Source organism: Niveibacterium microcysteis (genome assembly GCF_017161445.1).
Taxonomy (GTDB): Bacteria; Pseudomonadota; Gammaproteobacteria; order Burkholderiales; family Rhodocyclaceae; genus Niveibacterium; species Niveibacterium microcysteis.
The window spans coordinates 3,355,980-3,375,943 of record NZ_CP071060.1; the positions used below are offsets into that span (position 1 = coordinate 3,355,980).

Annotated in this window: 16 protein-coding genes; 3 read left to right on the plus strand and 13 right to left on the minus strand. The window is 65.6% G+C overall.

Going from position 1 to position 19,964, the window contains the following annotated elements:
• The first annotated feature begins 111 nt into the window (after positions 1–111).
• Positions 112–1,203: a PA0069 family radical SAM protein gene (locus JY500_RS15200; protein WP_206253682.1), complete on the plus strand. Its 1,092-nt coding sequence runs from the start codon at positions 112–114 to the stop codon at positions 1,201–1,203.
• Between the two features lie 116 nt (positions 1,204–1,319).
• A complete protein-coding gene (locus JY500_RS15205) occupies positions 1,320–2,498 on the plus strand; it encodes an esterase/lipase family protein (RefSeq protein ID WP_206253683.1) in 1,179 nt (392 codons plus the stop codon).
• 27 nt (positions 2,499–2,525) lie between these two features.
• On the opposite strand, the gene JY500_RS15210 is transcribed toward JY500_RS15205, so the two are convergent.
• From JY500_RS15210 to JY500_RS15250, 9 genes are all read right to left on the minus strand, one after another.
• Positions 2,526–3,551, minus strand: a complete 1,026-nt coding sequence (locus JY500_RS15210) for an SGNH/GDSL hydrolase family protein (protein WP_206253684.1) — start codon at positions 3,549–3,551, stop codon at positions 2,526–2,528.
• Between the two features lie 230 nt (positions 3,552–3,781).
• The gene (locus JY500_RS15215; protein ID WP_206253685.1) at positions 3,782–4,843 is read right to left on the minus strand and encodes a sulfate/molybdate ABC transporter ATP-binding protein; all 1,062 of its coding nucleotides are present in this window, start codon (positions 4,841–4,843) and stop codon (positions 3,782–3,784) included.
• Positions 4,840–5,742 (minus strand): sulfate ABC transporter permease subunit CysW, encoded by a 903-nt coding sequence (gene cysW / locus JY500_RS15220; RefSeq protein ID WP_206253686.1) that lies wholly within the window; start codon positions 5,740–5,742, stop codon positions 4,840–4,842. The genes JY500_RS15215 and cysW overlap by 4 nt, the downstream gene beginning before the upstream one ends.
• Positions 5,739–6,623: a sulfate ABC transporter permease subunit CysT gene (gene cysT, locus JY500_RS15225; protein ID WP_206253687.1), complete on the minus strand. Its 885-nt coding sequence runs from the start codon at positions 6,621–6,623 to the stop codon at positions 5,739–5,741. Before cysT ends, cysW begins: the two co-directional genes overlap by 4 nt.
• 39 nt (positions 6,624–6,662) lie before the next feature.
• Positions 6,663–7,652: a sulfate ABC transporter substrate-binding protein gene (locus JY500_RS15230; protein ID WP_206253688.1), complete on the minus strand. Its 990-nt coding sequence runs from the start codon at positions 7,650–7,652 to the stop codon at positions 6,663–6,665.
• 147 nt (positions 7,653–7,799) lie between these two features.
• On the minus strand, positions 7,800–8,564 hold the full coding sequence (locus tag JY500_RS15235; protein WP_206253689.1) for a hypothetical protein: 765 nt from the start codon (positions 8,562–8,564) through the stop codon (positions 7,800–7,802).
• 10 nt (positions 8,565–8,574) lie between these two features.
• Positions 8,575–10,026 (minus strand): metalloprotease TldD, encoded by a 1,452-nt coding sequence (tldD, locus tag JY500_RS15240; RefSeq protein ID WP_172197665.1) that lies wholly within the window; start codon positions 10,024–10,026, stop codon positions 8,575–8,577.
• Between the two features lie 10 nt (positions 10,027–10,036).
• Entirely contained in the window at positions 10,037–10,810 is a 774-nt protein-coding gene (locus tag JY500_RS15245) for a carbon-nitrogen hydrolase family protein (protein ID WP_206256509.1), read from the minus strand.
• Between the two features lie 29 nt (positions 10,811–10,839).
• Positions 10,840–14,700 (minus strand): YhdP family protein, encoded by a 3,861-nt coding sequence (locus JY500_RS15250; protein WP_206253690.1) that lies wholly within the window; start codon positions 14,698–14,700, stop codon positions 10,840–10,842.
• Between the two features lie 136 nt (positions 14,701–14,836).
• Between JY500_RS15250 and glnE the strand changes: the two genes are divergently transcribed.
• Complete coding sequence (gene glnE, locus JY500_RS15255; RefSeq protein WP_206253691.1) at positions 14,837–17,521, plus strand: bifunctional [glutamate--ammonia ligase]-adenylyl-L-tyrosine phosphorylase/[glutamate--ammonia-ligase] adenylyltransferase; 2,685 nt, start codon at positions 14,837–14,839, stop codon at positions 17,519–17,521.
• A gap of 45 nt (positions 17,522–17,566) precedes the next feature.
• Here glnE and JY500_RS15260 read toward each other — a convergent pair whose 3' ends face one another.
• The 4 genes from JY500_RS15260 to JY500_RS15275 all read right to left on the minus strand — a co-directional run bounded on the left by JY500_RS15260 (position 17,567) and on the right by JY500_RS15275 (position 19,957).
• Positions 17,567–18,001, minus strand: a complete 435-nt coding sequence (locus JY500_RS15260) for an excinuclease ATPase subunit (RefSeq protein ID WP_172197656.1) — start codon at positions 17,999–18,001, stop codon at positions 17,567–17,569.
• A 164-nt stretch (positions 18,002–18,165) separates the two neighbouring features.
• Entirely contained in the window at positions 18,166–18,639 is a 474-nt protein-coding gene (locus tag JY500_RS15265; protein ID WP_206253692.1) for a hypothetical protein, read from the minus strand.
• Positions 18,636–19,688 carry a beta-ketoacyl synthase N-terminal-like domain-containing protein gene (locus JY500_RS15270; RefSeq protein WP_206253693.1) on the minus strand — a complete coding sequence of 351 codons (1,053 nt, stop codon included), beginning with the start codon at positions 19,686–19,688 and terminating at the stop codon, positions 18,636–18,638. Before JY500_RS15270 ends, JY500_RS15265 begins: the two co-directional genes overlap by 4 nt.
• A complete protein-coding gene (locus JY500_RS15275) occupies positions 19,685–19,957 on the minus strand; it encodes a phosphopantetheine-binding protein (RefSeq protein ID WP_206253694.1) in 273 nt (90 codons plus the stop codon). Before JY500_RS15275 ends, JY500_RS15270 begins: the two co-directional genes overlap by 4 nt.
• Positions 19,958–19,964 lie beyond the last annotated feature (7 nt).

Below are 19,964 nucleotides of genomic sequence, written 5' to 3' on the forward strand. Positions count from 1 at the left end.
AGGTCAGACGGCCGGGAGATGGGGCGCAAGACCGCGCGCAATTTTTTTAACCACATCCCGAATTGAGCGCACGATTATAGCTCAACATTTTCCAGAACGCCGCAGCGCAGCATGACGGACGACACACCCTCCAAGCCGCCGAGCGTCCCGATACGCGGGCGCGGCGCGGCTTCGCGCCCCGACGGCCGCTTCGAACAATGGCAGCGCGCGGCTTTCGACGACGGCTGGACGGCGGAGGAAGAAGCCGCCCTGCCGAAGACGGAATTGATCGTCGACACGGCCAAGAGCGTGATCGTCGAGGCACGCTCGCCCGACATCCCGTTCGAGTTGTCGATCAACCCCTACCGCGGATGCGAACACGGCTGCAGCTACTGCTTCGCCCGCCCGACGCACAGCTACCTCGGCTACTCCGCCGGACTCGATTTCGAAACGAAGATTCTCTGGAAACCCGACGCACCCGAGGTGCTGCGGCGTGAACTGGCCCGCCCGCGCTACCAGTGCAGGCCCATCGCGCTCGGCATCAACACCGACGCCTGGCAGCCGATCGAACGCAAACTCGGCCTCACCCGTCGCCTGCTCGAAGTCCTTTGCGAAACCAGACACCCGGTCAGCATCGTGACAAAGGGTGCGCTGATCGAACGCGACGCAGATCTGCTCGCCGACATGGCGCGCGACAAGCTTGTGCATGTGATGTTCTCGATCACCACGCTCGACCGCGAACTTGCCCGCGTGATGGAGCCCCGCGCGGCTACGCCGGCCCGGCGCCTTGATGCGATGCGTACGCTGCATGAGGCGGGCGTGCCGGTCGGTGTGCTATTCGCACCGCTGATTCCTGCGCTGAACGATCATGAGATGGAAGCCGTGTTGCAGGCCAGCCAGGCAGCGGGCGCCACCAATGCGGGCTACGTGCTGCTGCGCCTACCACACGAATTAAAGACGCTCTTTCCGGAGTGGCTGCAACAGCACGTGCCGGGGCGTGCCGAGCATGTGCTCAGCGTATTGCGCCAGATGCACGGCGGGCAGATCTACGACAGCCGTTTCGGCCAGCGCATGAAAGGTAGCGGCGTTTTCGCCGAGCTGTATCGCAAGCGTTTCGCACTCGCGGTTGAGCGCCTCGGTTTGAACCAGACCCGCGACACACTAAACTGCGCAGGGTTTCGTCCCCCACGCACAGCCGGTCCGCAGGCCGATCTGTTCGACTAACCATTCCGGGTTCGCAGCCCGGACGCAGACCTTCGACAATCGCCATGCACCCAGCAAGCATCCGCCGACTCGCTTTGATTCTCCTGTGCCTGAGCTGCACCGCTTGCATGCCACGCATGTTCAACGAATTGCAGCGCAACGTGCGGGACCTCGAAGCACTATCCGGCCTTTACGGCGAGGTCAGCGGCGTTGCAGGCGACGCCGCGCCGGTGATCGTCGCCGCGCTGGCCGGTGCTGAGGGCGATGAGTCGGTACTCAACTACGCCGAAGCGGGGGCGAATGGGCGTTACCTGTTGCGCGTTCAGGCGGGCAAGACCTATCGACTGGTGGCGTTCGCCGACCGCAACCGCAACCGGCGCCTCGATGCCAGCGAGCCGTTCGGCGCCCTCGATCACGCCGTTACGGCGCAGGGTGGTCGGAGCGTGGGGCGCCTCGATTTTTCGCTGGACAGCGCAGCACCCTTATCGCCCGCCGAGCGCGCCGCGCTCGCTGGCCTGGCGGAGGTGAAGCGTCAGGAGTTGCAGATCGCACTCGGTGATCAGGTGGATCTGGACGATCCGGCGTTCTCACCGGACGGGGGCAAGAAGGGCTTGTGGGCACCGACCGACTTTCTCAGCGAAATAGGGGGCGGCGTTTACTTCCTGCAAGCCTTCGATCCGAAGAAGACACCAGTGCTGTTCGTACATGGCGCGGGCGGCAATCCGCGCGAGTTTGAATCACTCATCGCCGAACTCGATCGCAAGCGCTTTCAACCCTGGGTGTACTACTACCCCTCCGGGCTGCGCCTCGGCACCGTTGTGCAAATGCTGGATGGCATCGTGACCAGCCTGCGCCGCGAATACGGCTTCGAGCAGCTTGTCGTGACCGCTCACAGCATGGGCGGGCTTGTCTCGATGAGCTATCTGAAACGGCTTGCGGCGCGGGGCGACGAGCGTCAGGTGCCCCTGCTCGTCACACTCTCGACCCCGTGGCGTGGTCACGAAGCGGCCGAACTCGGTGTGAAGTACGCGCCGGTTGCGATCCCGTCATGGATCGATATGCAGGTCGATAGCGATTTTCAGCGTGCGCTCTTCAGCACCCCGATGCCTCCGACAACCCGCTTCGGCCTGTTCTTCGGCTATCACGGCGATTCTGGCGACGGCACGATCAGCCTCGCAAGCCAACTGCGCAGCGAGGCACAGACCGAGGCGCAACGCATGCTGGGCTTTGATGAGACGCACACCTCGATCCTGCATGCGAGCGCGGTGCGGCAGGCGTGGCGCAGCCTGGTGGAAACGGCTGCGCCCCAACACTAAGCCACCGTTGGTGGCGCATCCGCCCGATCAGACGCGAGCCGCGCGCGATCGCCGAGTGAGCCCAAGCATCGCGACGCCAAGCAGACTCAGCGCCAGTGCCGGCGGTTCGGGCACCACGGCGTCGTAGAGACCATCGGCAATCAACTCATGCCCGCGCGTGGTCGGGTGCTGCGCATCCCAGAACAGGTAACTGCTCCAGTCCGCCGGATTGGCGGCACAAGCGGTGTATAGGCAAGCATCGGCGACGTCGCCCAGGCCCTCGTCCGCCGCGTTCGCAACGAGCTTGCCAAGAAAGCCGTAGGTATCGAAGCGGATGACACGGCCCGGCGCCGCGATATCGACCGAATCCAGCACGCCGTTCAACGCGGTGTTGAACATGCCGCTCAGCGCCGCGGACTGCGCCGCAACGGTCGGGCCGGCAGCGCGCGCAGACGGCGTCAGCCCGAGATTCGGCATCCCGGCGACGAGCACATGCTGCGCACCGCCAAGGATCAATTGCTGCGTGATGGTGCCAAGGTTGGTAACAGCTTCCGCGATCGCGGCGCCCAGCGTGGCCGGGGTTGCCAGCGGGCTGCTTGCCGCGGCGGACAAGTCGTTTGCGCCCCCCCACACCACATACAGCGCGGTCGGGTCGATCGGCGTCGTGGACGCGTAGCGATCGACCTGGGTGCGCATGCCGGGCAGATCCGCCGCATCGATGATGCCCTTCAGGATCGGATCGCTCGTCAGCGCCGGATCATGCTTGGCAAGGTTATCGTAACCAGTCAGCGCGCCGCCGGTTGCATAGTCATGAACTTGCGAAGACGCGAGCCCCAGCCGGGAGGCGAGGTACTCCACGGCGACCTGCCCGTTGCTGAAGCGCCCCCCCGGGTAGACCGTCGCCGGCGGCAGGATGCCGCCCGTGGCTGCGGCGAAGTTTCCGTTGTCCGACAGCGAATCGCCGAACACCACCATCTGACTGAACAACGCCGAGGCGTGGGCGGGCATTGGCGCCGCCACGATAAGGGATGCTGCCGCGATCAAGGTCCGCAGCAGACCAGGTCTGCAAGTCATGACTCGTCTCCATCAACAAAGGGCCGCGGCTCAGGCTCGTTCAGCTGGTGGCTTCAGGGCTGCCGCAATGGAGAATGTAGACCTGCTACGACAGGCTTAAAGGCGACAGCGTCGTGTTTTCGCGACGCGCCGTGACGTGCTTATCGGATAATGCCGAATGCATTAATCGGAATGTAACGCGAGCGGCCGCCTCCGACTCTGCGGCCTGGTTTAGTTCACAGGGCGGGAGATCAGATCACCCAGTCGGGCACCCAACGACGCGGCTCACTGCCCGCTGCGTCAAATACCGTGACGCTCTTTGGCAACAGCCATACCGCATCGCCGCTCGACAAGCCGAGCTGCAGATGGCGCTCACGCGACAGCTCAACCTCGATCACTTCGGATTGATGAGTGAGCTCGACACGCACCGCCGGGCCGATCGCCTGCACATGCGCCACTTCGGCGGCAAGCGCCCCCGCCACGGCTTCGCGCAGGATCTCGATATCGTGCGGGCGCACGAAGGCGGTTGCCTGCGAATTCGAATCGCGCGCCACCTCGGCCCAGGGGCCATGCAGGCGGCTATGGAAGACGTTCACGTTGCCAAGAAACTGGTAGACGAAGGGCGTCGCAGGATTCGAGTAAACCTCGTCCGGCGAGCCCACCTGTTCGATTCGCCCCTGGTTCATGACGACCACGCGATCGGCGACTTCCAGCGCTTCTTCCTGATCGTGCGTAACGAACACGCTGGAGATGTGCATTTCGTCGTGCAAACGGCGCAGCCAGCGGCGCAACTCCTTGCGTACCTGCGTATCAAGTGCGCCAAAGGGCTCGTCGAGCAGCAGCACGCGCGGCTCTACCGCCAGCGCACGTGCCAGTGCGATGCGCTGACGCTGACCGCCAGACAATTGACTGGGGTAGCGCTCGGCAAGCCAGTCAAGCTGCACCAGCTTGAGCAGATCGATCACTTTCTCGCGGATCTTCGCTTCCGAGGGGCGCTCACTGCGCGGCTTCACACGCAGGCCGAAGGCGACGTTCTCGAACACCGTCATATGACGGAACAGCGCGTAGTGCTGGAACACGAAGCCGACCTGCCGCTCGCGCGTATGCAGGTGCGTGGCTTCCTCACCCGAAAAGGCGATCTGGCCCGAATCGGCGACCTCCATACCGGCGATGATGCGCAGCAACGTGGTCTTGCCGCAGCCCGACGGCCCCAGCAGCGCCACCAGTTCCCCGGTGGGGATCTCTAGCGAGATGTTGTCGAGCGCTACAAAGCTGCCGAAGCGCTTGCCGATGTTGCGAATGCCGATACTCATGAGGGGTTCCCGTTGATGCGCAGGTCGCTGGCGGCGGCGCCGCGCTCCGGAGGCAATGCCGCCGACAGCACTTCTGTTTCGCGTCGCATGCGCCACTCGACGAAGGTCTTGGCCGCAAGGGTGACGAGTGCCAACAGGGCAAGGATGCTCGCCGCCGCAAACGCACCGATTGCGTTGTATTCGTTGTAGAGAATCTCGACGTGCAGCGGCAGCGTGTTCGTCTCGCCACGGATATGGCCAGACACCACACTCACCGCGCCAAACTCGCCCATCGCCCGCGCGTTGGCGAGAATCACGCCGTACAGCAAGCCCCATTTGATGTTGGGCAGCGTCACGCGCCAGAACATCTGCCAGCCGGAAGCGCCGAGCGACACCGCGGCCTCCTCCTCGTCGCGCCCCTGTGCCTGCATCAGCGGGATCAGCTCGCGCGCGATGTAGGGCACGCTGATGAAGAGCGTGGCGATCACCATGCCGGGTACGGCGAAGATGATCTTGATGTCGTGCGCAGCAAGCCACGGCCCAAACCAACCCTGCGCACCGAAGATCAGGATGAACAGCAAGCCCGCGACCACCGGGCTCACCGCGAAAGGCAAGTCGATCAGGGTCGTGAGCAGGCTCTTGCCACGGAAGTCGAACTTCGCGATCGCCCAGGCCGCGGCAACACCAAACGCAATGTTCAGCGGTAGCACCATCAGCGCGATCAGGATCGTCAGCTTTGCCGCCTTAAGGGTATCCGGCTCCTTCAAGGCTTCAAGGTAGGCGCCCCAGCCCTTGGCCAGCGCCTCGCTGAACACCGCCGCAAGCGGTAGCACGAGGAACAGGAACAGGAAAGCGAAGGCCAGGCCGCACAGCAGCCAGCGCACACAGCGCGATTCGGTGTTCGCGATTCTGCCGCTCATGCTGCGGCCCCTTCGATACGCGCACCCGGCGCCGCCGCTTCCACGGGCGTACGCCCGGTGTGCCGGTTTGCGGCCCACCACTGCAGCAGGTTGATCGACAGCAACAGCACAAACGAGATCACCAACATCACCACCGCCAGCACCGTCGCGCCGACGAGGTCGTACTGTTCGAGCTTGGAGATGATCAACAGCGGCGTGATCTCGGAGACCATCGGCATGTTGCCGGCGATGAAGATCACCGAGCCGTACTCGCCAACGGCACGCGAAAACGCCAACGCAAACCCGGTCAGCCAGGCAGGAAAAAGCTGGGGCAGCACCACGCGCCACAGCGTCTGCGCGCGACTTGCACCCAGCGTCGCGGCTGCCTCCTCGATCTCGGGCTCGATGTCCTCGATCACCGGTTGCAGCGTACGTACGACGAAGGGCAGCGTCACAAAGGTCAGCGCCACCATGATGCCCAGCGGTGTAAAGGCCACCTTGATACCGAACGGTTCGATCAGGCGGCCAATCCACCCGTTGCCCGCGTACAGGGTGGTCAGCGTGATACCGGCCACCGCTGTCGGCAGCGCGAAAGGAAGGTCCACCAGCGCGTCGACAAAGCGCTTGCCGTGAAAGGGATAGCGCACCAGCACCCAAGCCACGATCAGCCCGAACACGGCGTTGATCAGTGCCGCAACGAGCGATGCGCCGAAGGTCACACGATAGGCCGCAAGGGCGCGTTCGTTGGTCGCCACGGCCCAGAAGTCGGCCGGGCTCAGCGCGCTGCTCTTGGCGATCAGGGCACCCAGCGGTATCAGCACCAGCAGCGATAGATAGGTGATGGCGTAGCCGAGCGAGAGCCGAAAGCCCGGCAAAACATTGTGAGCGAGTCTGCTGGTCATGAAGCGCCTTGGGGCCGCTGGTAGCGGCCCCGCGTCAGGTTATTTGTTGACGTACAGCTGGTCGAAGCTGCCGCCGTCCTTGAAGTGCGTCGCCGCCGCCTTGCTCCAGCCACCAAAGACCTCATCCACCGTGAAGGTCTTGATCGCCGGAAACTGCGCCGCGTACTTCTTCAGCACCGCCGGGTCGCGCGGGCGCAGGTAGTTCTGTGCGGCATTCTCCTGGCCTGCAGGCGACCAGAGGTATTCGAGGTAAGCCTGCGCCTGCTTGCGCGTGTTGCGCTTGTCCACGGTCTTCTCGACCAGCGCAACCGGGAACTCCGCGAGGATCGATTCACTCGGGTACACCACCTCGAACTCGCCACGGCCGAATTCGCGGGCAATCAGCTCGGCTTCGGATTCGAACGTGATCAGCACGTCGCCGAGCTTGCGCTGCATGAAGGTCGTCGTCGCATCGCGACCGCCCGATGCAAACAGCGGCGCATTGCGCAGCAGCGCCGCCACGAAGCCTTTCGCACTCGCCTCGGTGGCACCCGGCTGGCGTTGCGCCCAACCCCAGGCCGCGAGGTAGCTGTAGCGGCCATTCCCGGTGTTCTTCGGGTGCGGCAGGATCACGCTGATGCCGCTCTTGGCCAGGTCGGGCCAGTTACGCAACTGCTTCGGGTTGCCCTTGCGCACGATGAACACCATCGTCGAGGTGTAAGGCGAGGCGTTGTTCGGGAACTTCTTGGCCCAGTCGGCCGCTACCAGCCCCTTGTCGGCGAGGAACTGGATGTCGGTGGCCTGATTCATCGTCACGACGTCGGCTTCCAACCCGTCGGCCACGGCGCGCACCTGCTTCGTCGAGCCCGAGTGGGACTGCTTGAGCTCCAACACTTCGCCGGTCTTGGTTTTCCACGCTGCGGCGAAGAGCGGGTTGTAGTCCTTGTAGAAATCGCGGGCCACGTCGTAGGACACGTTCAGCAGCGAAGTCTGCGCCTGGGCCCCGAATGCGGCCAGCGCGAGCGCGGCAGCGAAAAGCGTGCGTTTCATTGTTGGAATCGTCCAGCGATGCAATGCCCGCATTTTCCGCGAACGCTTTAGATCAACAAACCACGAAAACTGTATTTCAAAAGAGGAAATTCGAATAACGAGCGCCGCACCACCGCAGCGCGCGTGGCACGGCAGCCAGGAACGGGCTCAGGCGAGGTGACCGCAAAAGCTGTCGAGGAGTTCGCGCTCGCGTTCGGCGAGATTGGCAGCTTGCGTGGTCGCCTTCAGGTCCTCCTTGGTGGCAAGCGCCTGATCCAGGAACGCCCACTGCTGGCGTGCGAGTTGAAGATCGCCCTTCGCTGTGTCCGGCAAGCCAGTGTCCGCGTTGAGCGAATCAAGGCGGGCGGAAAACGTCTTGCGCATCTGATCCAGTTGCAGCGACGCGTCGGGCGCTGCCTGACTCCACTGGCGCATCAGCGCGATGCGGGCCATGCGCTGGGTCAGCATGCGTGCCTCGCTCGCATCCGCAACGCGACGCGCTTCGTCACCCGCCTGCGCCTTGGCAAGTTGATTGACGAGCTTCATGCCCTGCTCACCCAGGTCCTGCGCCAGCGACGCAACACGGCGCACGCCTTCCGGCGCGGGTTTCGCTCCCCAGGCCATGCGGTACACCCGCCAGCGCTGTTCGATCAGCAGCATCTGCTCACCATGCACGCTGCGTCCGAGGGCGGCGAACAGCTGATCGAACGCGCGGGTCGAATCCTGCAGATGCAGGCCGGCGCGCTGAACGTCGATACCCACGCCCATCTGCATCCAGTACTTGCCGATCCGCTCGGCATGCATCGCGAGTTGCCCCGCCTGGTTGATCAACACGCGTGGCGACACCTGCGGCGCGGCCTTCTTCACCGCAGCGGCGAGCGGGCCCGAGACCAGCGAGGCAAAGCCCAGCAGCACAAGCTCACGTCTACGCATCAAAGCCTCCTTACGCGGTACCGCCAACCGTCAGGCCATCGAGCCGGATCGTCGGCTGGCCGACGCCGACCGGGACGCTCTGCCCTTCCTTGCCGCAGGTGCCGACGCCCGGATCCAGCGCAAGGTCATTCCCGATCATTGAAACCCGTGTCAGCGCGTCAGGGCCGTTGCCGATCAGCGTCGCCCCTTTCACCGGATAGGCCAGTTTGCCGTTCTCGATCATCCACGCCTCGGCAGCAGAGAAGACGAACTTGCCTGAGGTGATGTCGACCTGCCCGCCACCGAAATTGACCGCGTAGAGGCCGCGCTCGACCGACGCGATGATCTCCTGCGGATCATGCTGGCCGGCCAGCATGATGGTGTTGGTCATACGCGGCAACGGCAGGTGCGAAAACGATTCGCGGCGACCATTGCCGGTGGGTGCCACGCCCATCAGCCGCGCGTTGGTCATGTCCTGCATGTAGCCGGTGAGGATGCCATCCTCGATCAGTACGGTGCGTTGCGTGGGATTGCCTTCGTCGTCGACCGTCAGCGATCCGCGACGGCCCGGCAGGGTGCCGTCATCCACCACGGTGACGCCCTTCGCGGCGACGCGTTCACCAATGCGGCCAGCAAAGGCCGAGCTGCCCTTGCGGTTGAAGTCGCCCTCGAGGCCATGGCCGATCGCCTCGTGCAGCAGGATGCCTGGCCAGCCGTTGCCCAGCACCACCGTCATCATGCCGGCCGGCGCGGGCCGTGCGGCAAGGTTGGTACTGGCTTGGTGCACCGCTTTCTGCGCGAAATCGCGCAGCACTTCGTCGGTAAAGGCGGCGTAATCGTGACGGCCGCCGCCGCCGGCCGAACCCTGCTCACGGCGCCCGCCCTCTTCCATGATCACCACCACCGACAGACGGGACAGCGGCCGCACATCGGCCGCCATGTGGCCATCAGCGCGCGCCACCATGACCACTTCCCAGGTTGCCGCGAGCGAGGCCATCACCTGAGTCACGCGCGGGTCGAGGCCACGAGCGATCTGCTCGATGCGTTCGAGCAGGCGCACCTTCTCGGCATCCGGCAGCGAACCGATCGGATCGTGCGCCGGGTACAGCGCAGGCCGCTGTTTTGCGGCGCGCACCGGCACCACGGCGGTTGCACCCGCCGCAGCGATCGCGCGCGTGGTCTTCGCCGCCGCTTCCAGTGCTGCGGCGCTGATGTCGTCCGAATAGGCGAAGGCGGTCTTCTCGCCGCTCACCGCACGCACGCCAACCCCTTGCTCGATGTTGAAGGAGCCGGACTTGACGATGCCCTCCTCCAGGCTCCAGCCCTCGGCGCGCTGGTATTGGAAGTACAGGTCGGCATAGTCGAGGCGATGTGCCATCAGCGTGCCAAAGCATCGCTCGATCGAAGCCAGGTTCAAGCGCCCCGGTGCCAGCAGCAGGCGCTCGGCGGTGTCCATTGCGCGCTCGGTTGTCGTAGTCGTCATGTTGTTCCAGTCAAAGTCGGCGGTGCTGCAGGGCCGGCAGGCTCTCGCGCAGCGTGCGCTGATGTTCGGTGTCGATGTCGCCCAGCACCACGCCGGCGCCGCGTGGCAGGTGCGCCAGCACCGTGCCCCAAGGGTCGATCAGCATGCTGTCGCCCCAGGTGCGACGGCCGCCAGGGTGCTCACCCCCTTGCGCGCTCGCCAGCACGTAGCAGAGGTTTTCAACGGCCCGTGCGCGCAGCAACACTTCCCAGTGCGCGCGGCCAGTGGTTTCGGTGAATGCAGCGGGCAGCACGATCAGTGCCAGATCGCCCATTGCACGGAAGAGTTCAGGGAATCGCAGGTCGTAGCAGACCGAGAGCCCGACGCGGCCAAACGGGGCATCGAAGGTGACGACCTCGGCGCCAGCCTCAATCGTGCGCGACTCATCATAGGCTTCCGCACCCTTGCGGAAGCCGAACAGATGCAGCTTGTCGTAACGCGCGACGCGGTGTCCGGTGTCGTCGTACACCAGGATCGCGTTACGCACCTTGTCGTCCGCTTCAGCGGTGAGCGGGATCGTGCCGCCGACGAGCCACACCCGATGCCGTACGGCGGTCTCGGCCAGAAAGCGTTGCAACGGGCCATCGCCATCGGGCTCGCGCAGCGCGAGCTTGGCCGTTTCGTCCGGCGAGATCAGCGCAAAGTACTCGGGCAACACCACCAGCTGCGCCCCACCCGCAGCAGCGTCGGCAATCAGCCGCTCGGCCTCCTGCAGGTTTGCCGCAACGTCGGGGCCCGACACCATTTGCACCGCGGCCACACGGTATGCCTTGCTCACTGCTCACCTCCGTTGTTGTCCGAATGTGCGGCGCCGCCCGAGAGCTTGCGCACCCGCGGTTCGTCCCAGCTGCCGTCCACGGCGTACTCGTAGGTAAAGATCTTCTCGATCGGGTCGCGCAAGACCTTCTGCGCAAGATACGCCACCAGGCCGACCGCCGGGTTGAGCGTGCCGATCGCCGGCCCCAGCGCCGCCCCGAGCGCAACGGTTTCCGACAGCGTTGGCTGTACCTGAACCTGCAGCCGCTGGGTCTCCGCGCTCAGGTCCACACTACCGCGCATCGACACCTGCGCCGCGGGCCCGCGGATCGAGAGGTCTTCGGTCCGCATCACCCCATGGCTGATTTTCATGCTACCGGAAACGCTGTCGAAGGCGAATCCTTCGGAAAACACGTCGCGGAAGTCCAGCGTGGCGCGGCGCGGCAGCGCCTGCAGGCTGAACACGCCGAGCAGGCGCCCCATGCCTGGATCGATCTTGCTGAACTGACCCGATGAGGCCTTGATATCGAAGCCGCCGGACAGCGAGGCGAGCTGCGGTGCCTCCGGCGCCCCTTGCCAGTCGAGGAAGCCTTTGGCGCTCACCTCACCCCGGCGCAGCAAGCCCGCATGGCCCAGCCGGCCCAGCAATGCGCCGGCATCGTGTGCATCCAGTTCGAAGCGCACCCGCGTATGCCCATCGATGTAGGCACCGGTCATCGCCACCTTGCCGTCGTCGTTGCTCAACAGCAGTTCATCGAGCAACCAATCGTTCCCATCCGGCGTGCCGCGGAGGGTCAGCGCGCCCAGTTCGCGGGCGGCATGCGCAAACGACGCCACCTTGATGTCCAGCCGCGGCATCTGCCGCTCGCCACCGTTCACCTGCTCAACCAGCGGCAATGTGCGGCGCTGCGCGGGCAACAGCGCAAGGCGAGATAGCCGCCCCTGCACACGCCCTGCACCCGCCATGTCGATAGAAACGTCGCCTTCGGCTGCCGGGCCCTTCAACTGCCCCTGCCACAGCGTACCGGTACGCTGGGCAGTGAAGCCCTGATCGTGGAAGCGCAGACCCTTGAGCACCAGATCGCCGGCACGCACGTCGATGCTGTCGAAAGGCGGCGCACCCTCGTCATAGCCAGAACGCCCGATCGCGCTGCGCCACGCGTCGAGGTCAAGGCGATCGAGTCGCGCACGCAGCGCCAGCCCGTGCGCCGGAAGGCTGGCCTCGGCGCCGCCAAGTGCCAGCACACCTTGCTCGATCTGCAAACCCTCGGGGCGATCGAAGAGTTCGAACCTGACCCGCGCACGCCCGGCCAATCCGCCCTCCACCTGCTGCCGACCCTGCTGCCCGCTACCCGACCAGCGCCAGTCCAGATGCATCGGCTGCACCTGGCTGGCGGGTTTGTTGAACGGTTCGGGCAGGCTGGATGCCACGCCGAGCAAGCTGGTGTCGAGCGCAAGGCTGACATCGTGTTCGCGCGTTACGACGCGCGCCGTGACCGGCGTTTCCCCCGCGAGGTGATCCCATACCGGCGAAGGGAACTGACTCGCCAGATGCCGCACCGCGACGCTGCCGCGCGCCTCGATCTCGATGGCGCCATCGCGCCGGGTATCACCGCGCACCTTGACCGGTGTGCCGAGGAACAAGCCGCTCGCCTCGGGAATCGCGAAGCGCGACTCGGTGAAGCTGAAGCGCCCGCTGGCAGACGAGAGTTCCGGCAAGCCCGGCAGCAGACGCAGCCGGTTGTCGGCAAACCGGAATTCGCCCTCGGTCGTGGTCTTCACTGGATCGGCCAGGGGCACGGCGAGATGCAAACTCAGCGCACCATCGCCCACCGCCTCGACGCCGCGCGTGAAATAGCCGACGCTCGCGGCGATGGGGCTGGCGTTGAGAAACTGCAGAAACTCCCGCGTCGGGCCGGCGGCATGGCCATCCACCACCAGATGCCCCTGGTTCAGGTCGGCGACCACCGCCTTCACCTTCGATACGTTTGCGCCGAACACCTTGCCGCGATCGGCGTCGATTTCCATCCGCGCGCGGTTGAAGTGCAGCGAGCCGTCGATGTCGTCGATTGCGGGCCAAGCCGGCGCGTAGGCAAGCCTTGAACCGCGCACACGCGCGTCGACGGTGAAGGCGCCCTTCGGATCGTCGGTAAACGGGAAATGCGCCAGATCGCCGCGCAACACCAGTCGCGCATCCTCGGCCACACCACCGGTGATCGCATCGCGCAGCCAGTGCCGCACGTCGGCGGCCACCACCAACGGCATGTAGCGCCACACGGCGCGGCCGTCGGCGCGGCTCAGCTGGGCGGTGATGTCGATCTCGCCGGGCCCGGTGCCGCGCGTGCGCCACACACCACTTGCGCTGCCCGCCGCATCGGCGTTGCTGAAGCGGCCATCGGTCAGGCGTACGCTGGCTTCGCCTTTGCGCAGCGTCCAGTCGCCAACAAAAGCGGCTTCGTCGATCGGGATCTCGCCTTGCTCGAACACCGCTGGCAGCGCGATCTCGCCCTTGGCGACGCTGAGGTCGTAGCGCCCGCCGCGCTCATTCGCTTCCAGCGAACCCGACCAACCGTCGCCGCCAGGCCAGAGGCCGTGTGGCGCAAGCCCGAGCCCCTTGAAGCGGGTGGCAACCCGATACTGCGCGGGCACGCCGTCTTCACCGGTCCAGGCAAGCTTGATCTGCTCGAACACGCCGTGCGGCGCGAGCACTTGCAAGCGGTCGCGCCACGCAGAAGGCAGCGGCAGGTGCGCGGCCATGGCAGCCAGGGCGCCCACATCCAGCTGGGTTGCAGAAAACTCGCCATGCGCCGGCTTGCCGCCTTCGGCCGCGCTGCGCTCCAGATGGAAGCTGGCCGGGGCAAGCGCCTGCCCCGCACCGGTATGAAGCGCCAATTCGCGCCCACCAATCAGCCAGGTGCCACCCCGCCGCGCCGCTTCGAGATGGCCGGTCAGGCGGCGCAGCGAGAGCGCGCCGAGCCGGTCGCCGAACAGCAGTTTTACATCACGCAACGCAAGCTCGCTGACGGCTGCGACCGGCGCCCCGGCCTCCAGCGTCAGCCACAGCCGCGTGCCGCCAACGCCGCTTGCCACATGCATCGGCCAGTCGAACCACGGGTGCCAGGCAGCGAAATCGGCACGATCGACGCTTGCATAGAGCTGGCCGGACCAATGGTCCGCCGTGCTGCCGCGCTCACCTTCCAGCCGACCGCGCAGGTCGATCGGCGAGGCCAGCGCTATCGGCGGCTGCGCCGTCAGGCCGAATCGGTGCTCGCGGCCATCGTTCTCAAGGCGCAGGTTCAGCTGCGTCATCGCCAGCGGGGGCGCACCGCGTTTCAGATCCACCCAGGTCAGCCGGGCCCCGCGAATCACGATGCTCGGCTGAGCGAAGACCCATTCGGTCAGCGCGTTGTGATCGGCCCCGCGAGTAGCAGGCAAGCCCTGCAAATGCACGGCGCCGTCGGTATCGCGCTGCAGGCTCAGCACCGGCCGATCGACGGTCAGCTGATGCAGGCGCACCGCGCCAACGAAGAGCGAACGCCACGACAAGGAAGCATCAACCGACGCGAGCCGAAGCGCTTCGGCGCCGTTGGCGTCGTGCAGCCGCAGGTCGTGCAGGCGCAGACGCGGGCGCAAGCCATCCCAATCGGCGTCGAGGCGTGCGAGCTTGACCGGCAGTCCAATCGCCAGTGACAGGCGCTGCTCGACCTGCGGGCGCCACTCACCTACGCGCGGCAGTACGGCATAGCGCAGGGCCAGCAGCGCAAGGCCAGCGATGAAGAAGGCCGCCACGGCCAGCCGCACGGCCACGCGCACCCATGGGGTCTGCGCGCCAGCCGGGGCATAGCGGGAAAGCTGAAAGCGGAAATACGAAGGCAGCATCAGGGGCGGCGAATACAATCGAGGTACAGACGCACCCCACTCTGGCCTGTTCCGCGCCGCCACACCGGCTCCGCTTCGAACAGGCTATTGCACCGATGCGAACCCGAATTCTATTGGAAACCCGACCCGAGGCCCCATGGAAACCGTCGGCACACTGACTGAACGGCTTACGCCTGCACTCGCCGCGAGCCGCTACCTGCAACGCGAGCTTGCCGCGCGCCCCTGGCTGGCGCCCTTGCTGGAGGCATCAATCGACGCACCGATGGGCGCCGAGGCGATGCGCGACTTCCTCGCCCGCGAGGCGCCCGACGAGGCGCAGCTCAAACGTGGCCTGCGCCGCCTGCGCACCTGGGTGATCTGCCACACCGCGGCGCGCGACCTGCTGGGCCTCGCCCCGCTCGCAGAAGTCACCGAGACGATGACGCGGCTCGCCGAGGTCTGCATCGCGCATGCGCACGACCAGCTCCACACCGGGCTCGCCGAGCGCCACGGCGCGCCGGCCTGCGCCGACGGCACGCCAATGCGCATGGTGATCATCGGCATGGGCAAGCTGGGCGGACGCGAGCTGAACGTATCGTCCGACATCGACCTGATCTTCGCCTACCCGGAAGACGGCGACACCACCGGCCCGCGGCCGTTGTCGCACTTCGACTTCTTCACCCGCCTCGGGCGCCAGATCATCGCTGCGATCGGCGAAGTCACCGAAGACGGCTTCGTGTTCCGTGTGGACATGCGCCTGCGCCCGAACGGTGACTCGGGCCCGCTGGTATCGAGCTTCGACGCGCTTGAGCACTACTTCATCGCACAAGGCCGTGAGTGGGAACGTTTTGCGTGGATCAAGGCACGCCCGCTGTGCGGTGAGCGGCTGGATGAGCTGGCCGACATCGTGCGCCCCTTCGTGTTCCGCAAGTACCTGGACTTCGGCGCAATCAACGCGATGCGCGCGCTGCATGCGCAGATCCGGGCGCAAGTCGCGCGGCGCGAAATGGCGACCAACATCAAGCTCGGGCCGGGCGGCATCCGCGAGATCGAATTCACTGCGCAGGTGTTCCAGATCATCCGCGGCGGCCGCGACGCAGGGCTGCAGATCAAGCCGACGATGCAGGTGCTCGAAGCGCTCGCCGACCGCGGCGTGCTCGACTATGGCGCCGTTACCGCGATGGGCGATGCCTATGTCTTCCTGCGCCGGCTCGAACACCGGCTGCAATACCTCGATGACGCACAGACGCACGACCTGCCGGCGACGCCGGAAGACCGCGCGCGCATCGCGATCGCCATGGGCTTTGCGGACGAAGCCGCCATGGCGGCGGAGCTGGAGCATCACCGTACAGTCGTCAGCGCCAGCTTCCAAGCCGCCTGCGGCGACCCGAACGAAGCCGACCACGCGCTCGATGAACTGTGGGATGCGACGATCACGCCGGAACATGTCGCGAACCGCTTCGAGGCGATGCAGTTCCGCAATCCGACCGCAGCGGCCGACCGCCTCGCGCAGATGCGCGAAGGCCACCGCTACCGCCAACTGCCGGAAAGCATCCGCGGCCGCGTCGACGCGCTGATCCCGCGCATCATCGAAGGCTGTGCTGCACAACCGAATCCGGACGACACGCTGGCGCGCATCCTCACGCTGCTCGATGCCATCAACCGCCGCGGTGCCTACCTCGCGCTACTGCAGCAGTACCCGCAAGCCCTGCGTCGCCTGATGGAGCTGATGTCCGCATCGAGCTGGGCGGCGGACTACCTGACCACGCACCCGATCTTGCTCGACGAACTGCTCGACGCACGTCAGCTGGAAGAAGCGCCGGACTGGCCTGCCTTCGCCCAGCACCTGCGCGAACAGCTTGACGCAGCCGAACCGGATATCGAACGGCAAATGGATCTGATGCGCGAGCAGCACCATGCGCAGGTATTCCGCATCCTGCACCAGGACATTGCCGGCAAATGGGAGGTGGAAGCGATCGGCGATCACCTCTCGGCGCTGGCCGATGTGGTGCTGGAGGAAACGCTGCGCCAGTGCTGGCGCAAGCTCAAGCAACGCCACCGCGAGACGCCGCGCTTTGCGGTGATCGGCTACGGCAAGCTGGGCGGCAAGGAGCTCGGCTATGCATCCGATCTGGACATCGTGTTCCTCTACGACGACGAAGATCCGTCCGCCTCCGAGAACTATGCCCGCCTCGCACAGCGCCTGCTGACCTGGCTATCTGCACGCACCTCAGCCGGCACCCTGTTCGACACCGACACCCGGCTGCGCCCCAACGGCGAATCGGGCCTGCTGGTCAGCGGCATCGATGCGTTCCGCAAGTACCAGGACGAATCGGCGTGGCTATGGGAACACCAGGCGCTGACACGCGCCCGTTTTGTCGCCGGCGATGCCGAAGTCGGTGCCAAGTTCGAACGCGCCCGCGAAGAACTGCTGCGCCGCCCGCGCGACCTCACGAAGCTGGCGGAAGAAGTGATCGCCATGCGGCGCAAGATGCTCGACCAACACGCAAGTCGCGACGCGAGCTTCAAGGTCAAGGACGACACCGGCGGCCTCATCGACTTCGAGTTCATCATCCAGTATCTCGTGCTGGGCCACGCCCACGCGCATCCGAAGCTGGTTGCCAACCTCGGCAACATCGCGCTCGCGCGGATCTCTGGGGAACTCGGTCTGGTCGACGCCGCCCATGCCAAAGCCGCGGCTGACGCCTATCGCACCCTGCGCCGCATGCAACACCGGCTGCGGCTCAACGGAGAGAAAGCACGGCTGCCGGAGGGCGCGGCCGAAGCCGAGCGTGAGGCAATCCGTACCTTGTGGATGGACGTATTCGGGCGGCCAGCCTGAGGCGTCACAGCGCGGGCGGCGCATTGCACGCCGCCCAAACAGCGCTTACTTCAGCTTCACGTAGCGGCCACGCAGCGCAACACCGGCCATCAGGCCGCCCGCATGGCATTCGAACTCGGTGTCGCTGACGAAGGGCTCTTTCTTGTAGTAGCTCTCGATGTCCACGACCGCGTCGGCGCCGAGTTTCTTCGCCTTCTCTTGCAGCTTGATCATCGCGGACAGGAAGGTCCAGTAACAGGCTTCCTCGTCGCTCTTGTTGAAGGCGTTGGTCTTGGTGTTGGCGACATCGTCACCGAGACTCTTGTCGACCTTGCCGTACTTCTGCTTGCCGAAATAGAACTTCACGCCGTCGTTCAGCTTGGCCTGCGCATCCGCGCGGTTCATCGCGTCCTGGATCGGCAGGTGCAGTTCGGTATCGCGTGCGCAGACCGGCGCGGCAAGGCTCACGGCCATCGCGGCCAGCAACAGTTGTCGTTTCATCGTTTTCCTTTCCATGCGGGAAGCCGTGCTCCCCTTGTTCCAGATTCTTGCGCGCACGCCGAGGCAAACTGCAAATGGCATACCGCAGCCCGGCAAGCTTATACGTCCCTGCCCGTCGATGTGGCGCGGCAATCTTTCGCACTGTGTCGCGAGTGCACAGCGATTCAGGTGGCGTCGAGGGCGAACAAAATCCAATCCGATCGCCTCGCATCGCTATCTACCCAACCCGCCAGCACCGACTCGACGCCGTCCAATGCCCAGTGGTCCGCCAACCGTGCGGCAAAGTCCCAGAAATCGTCGTCGGCCAGCATGCAGGTTGTTCGGATGATCTGTGGCCACTGCGCCGCCATCACCGACAAGCTGATCGCGGGCTGCGATTGCATGAAACCAAACGGCATCGTGGGTGCGCCATCAAGTACATCGTTCAGCACGCCGAGCGTCTCGTTCACCGGCCCCAACGCACTCCCCAGGATCAAGCCGACCGGACCCGCGGGCACTTCAATCGACAACGCGCCGGCCAGCGCAAGTTCAGTCCAGCCCCCCAAGCGGCGCGGCACGGCCCCAAGCCGGGCCCGCAGACAGGCGCGAGCACCTGCCTCGTCGAAGGTATTGCGGCTTTGTTGGACGACGCGACTCATACCCGGTGCTCCAGCACGCCAGCCCATACCTGACCGCCAAAACCCATCGCCAGCACGAGCGCCGGACGACCGTCCCAGCGCCGCGCCGTGGTAGATGGCGCGATGCCCAGAGCAGGGTCCGCGGCGTCAAAGCCCAACGTTGCCGGCATCCAGCCTTGGTCAAGGCAAGCCGTCAGCAACGCAATCTCTGCCGGGCCACTAGCGCCAAGGGTGTGGCCTATCAGGCCTTTGAACGACACACAGGGCGGCACCTCGTCAAACACGGCCCGCAAGCCGGCTGCCTCAGCGGATTCGGTCATCGGACTGCCCGCGCCATGCAGCTTGACGACACCAATATCAGCCGGGGCTCGGCCGGCGCGGCGCAGCGCCAGGCGAATCGCAGCTGCCACCGGTTCACCCGATGCATCGGCCGACGTTGGCCCGCTTCGGTCCAGCGCCGAGCCGCTCCCGCTCAGATGCCAGCCGGCGCCGTCGCGTGCATCGCAATCCAGTACGCCAATCGCCTCGCCGAGCATCAAGCCATCACGCTGTCGATCGAATGGCTTGCAGGGCGTCGACGAGAGTAGCTGCATGGCGGCGAAGCCCTGCCGCGTGAACGCATTGTCCAGTTCCAGTCCGATTACGCGCACCTGCCGGGCACGACCTGTAGCCAGCTCCACCTGCGCGGCATCGAGCGCGGCAAGGCCCGACACGCAAGCCACAGAAAAGCAACGCGGCGAAGCACTGATGCCCAGGCGATGGGCTATGCCCGCCGCGAAAGTCGGCGGCGACCCGGCCAGCACACCAACGCGCTCGGCGCGCTCGGCGCCCCCAATCTGCCAGGACGAGGAACCGATATTGAGCAAAGCGTCCGCCGGCGCCGGCAACGCCTGGGCAAGCAGATCCAGGGCACCGTGAAGGCGATGCCCCCACTCACCTGCCAGCGGCATCGCTGCAAACGGGCGCCCTTCGCGCGACGCCAGCGCGCGTTCGCCCTCCAATGCGCAGTGCACCGCGTCGGCGAGACTCAAGCCTGCTGCCGAAACGAGCGCCCGGGCGGTGATCCTCATGTCAGGCGCGGAGCCTTGTCCTGCAGGTAGTCGGCAAGCGATGCCACACTCGCGAGAATGCGCCGAGTCTCCTTGCTATCGGTCAGCCGAACCCCATAGCGCTTCTGCAGCGCCATCGAAAGCTGCAGCGCATCGAGCGAATCGAGCGCCAGGCGCGCCTGCGGGCCGAAGATCGGTTCATCATCGCTCAAGGCTTCCGGCGGCAAGTCCTTCTCGCAGGTGTCGACGATCAGGCGCTTGAGCGCCACGGTCAGTTCATTCGTGCTCATGGTTGTG

Bases quoted from the DNA above. Each gene is read 5' to 3' on its own strand.
- JY500_RS15235 (WP_206253689.1), bottom strand. From the start codon at position 8,564: ATGCGTAGACGTGAGCTTGTGCTGCTGGGCTTTGCCTCGCTGGTCTCG.
- JY500_RS15245 (WP_206256509.1), bottom strand. From the start codon at position 10,810: ATGGTGTCGGGCCCCGACGTTGCGGCAAACCTGCAGGAGGCCGAGCGG.
- JY500_RS15270 (WP_206253693.1), bottom strand. From the start codon at position 19,688: ATGAGGATCACCGCCCGGGCGCTCGTTTCGGCAGCAGGCTTGAGTCTC.
- JY500_RS15275 (WP_206253694.1), bottom strand. From the start codon at position 19,957: ATGAGCACGAATGAACTGACCGTGGCGCTCAAGCGCCTGATCGTCGAC.
- JY500_RS15250 (WP_206253690.1), bottom strand. From the start codon at position 14,700: ATGCTGCCTTCGTATTTCCGCTTTCAGCTTTCCCGCTATGCCCCGGCT.
- JY500_RS15215 (WP_206253685.1), bottom strand. From the start codon at position 4,843: ATGAGTATCGGCATTCGCAACATCGGCAAGCGCTTCGGCAGCTTTGTA.
- JY500_RS15200 (WP_206253682.1), top strand. From the start codon at position 112: ATGACGGACGACACACCCTCCAAGCCGCCGAGCGTCCCGATACGCGGG.
- cysT (WP_206253687.1), bottom strand. From the start codon at position 6,623: ATGACCAGCAGACTCGCTCACAATGTTTTGCCGGGCTTTCGGCTCTCG.
- cysW (WP_206253686.1), bottom strand. From the start codon at position 5,742: ATGAGCGGCAGAATCGCGAACACCGAATCGCGCTGTGTGCGCTGGCTG.
- glnE (WP_206253691.1), top strand. From the start codon at position 14,837: ATGGAAACCGTCGGCACACTGACTGAACGGCTTACGCCTGCACTCGCC.
- JY500_RS15205 (WP_206253683.1), top strand. From the start codon at position 1,320: ATGTTCAACGAATTGCAGCGCAACGTGCGGGACCTCGAAGCACTATCC.
- tldD (WP_172197665.1), bottom strand. From the start codon at position 10,026: ATGACGACTACGACAACCGAGCGCGCAATGGACACCGCCGAGCGCCTG.
- JY500_RS15265 (WP_206253692.1), bottom strand. From the start codon at position 18,639: ATGAGTCGCGTCGTCCAACAAAGCCGCAATACCTTCGACGAGGCAGGT.
- JY500_RS15230 (WP_206253688.1), bottom strand. From the start codon at position 7,652: ATGAAACGCACGCTTTTCGCTGCCGCGCTCGCGCTGGCCGCATTCGGG.
- JY500_RS15260 (WP_172197656.1), bottom strand. From the start codon at position 18,001: ATGAAACGACAACTGTTGCTGGCCGCGATGGCCGTGAGCCTTGCCGCG.
- JY500_RS15210 (WP_206253684.1), bottom strand. From the start codon at position 3,551: ATGACTTGCAGACCTGGTCTGCTGCGGACCTTGATCGCGGCAGCATCC.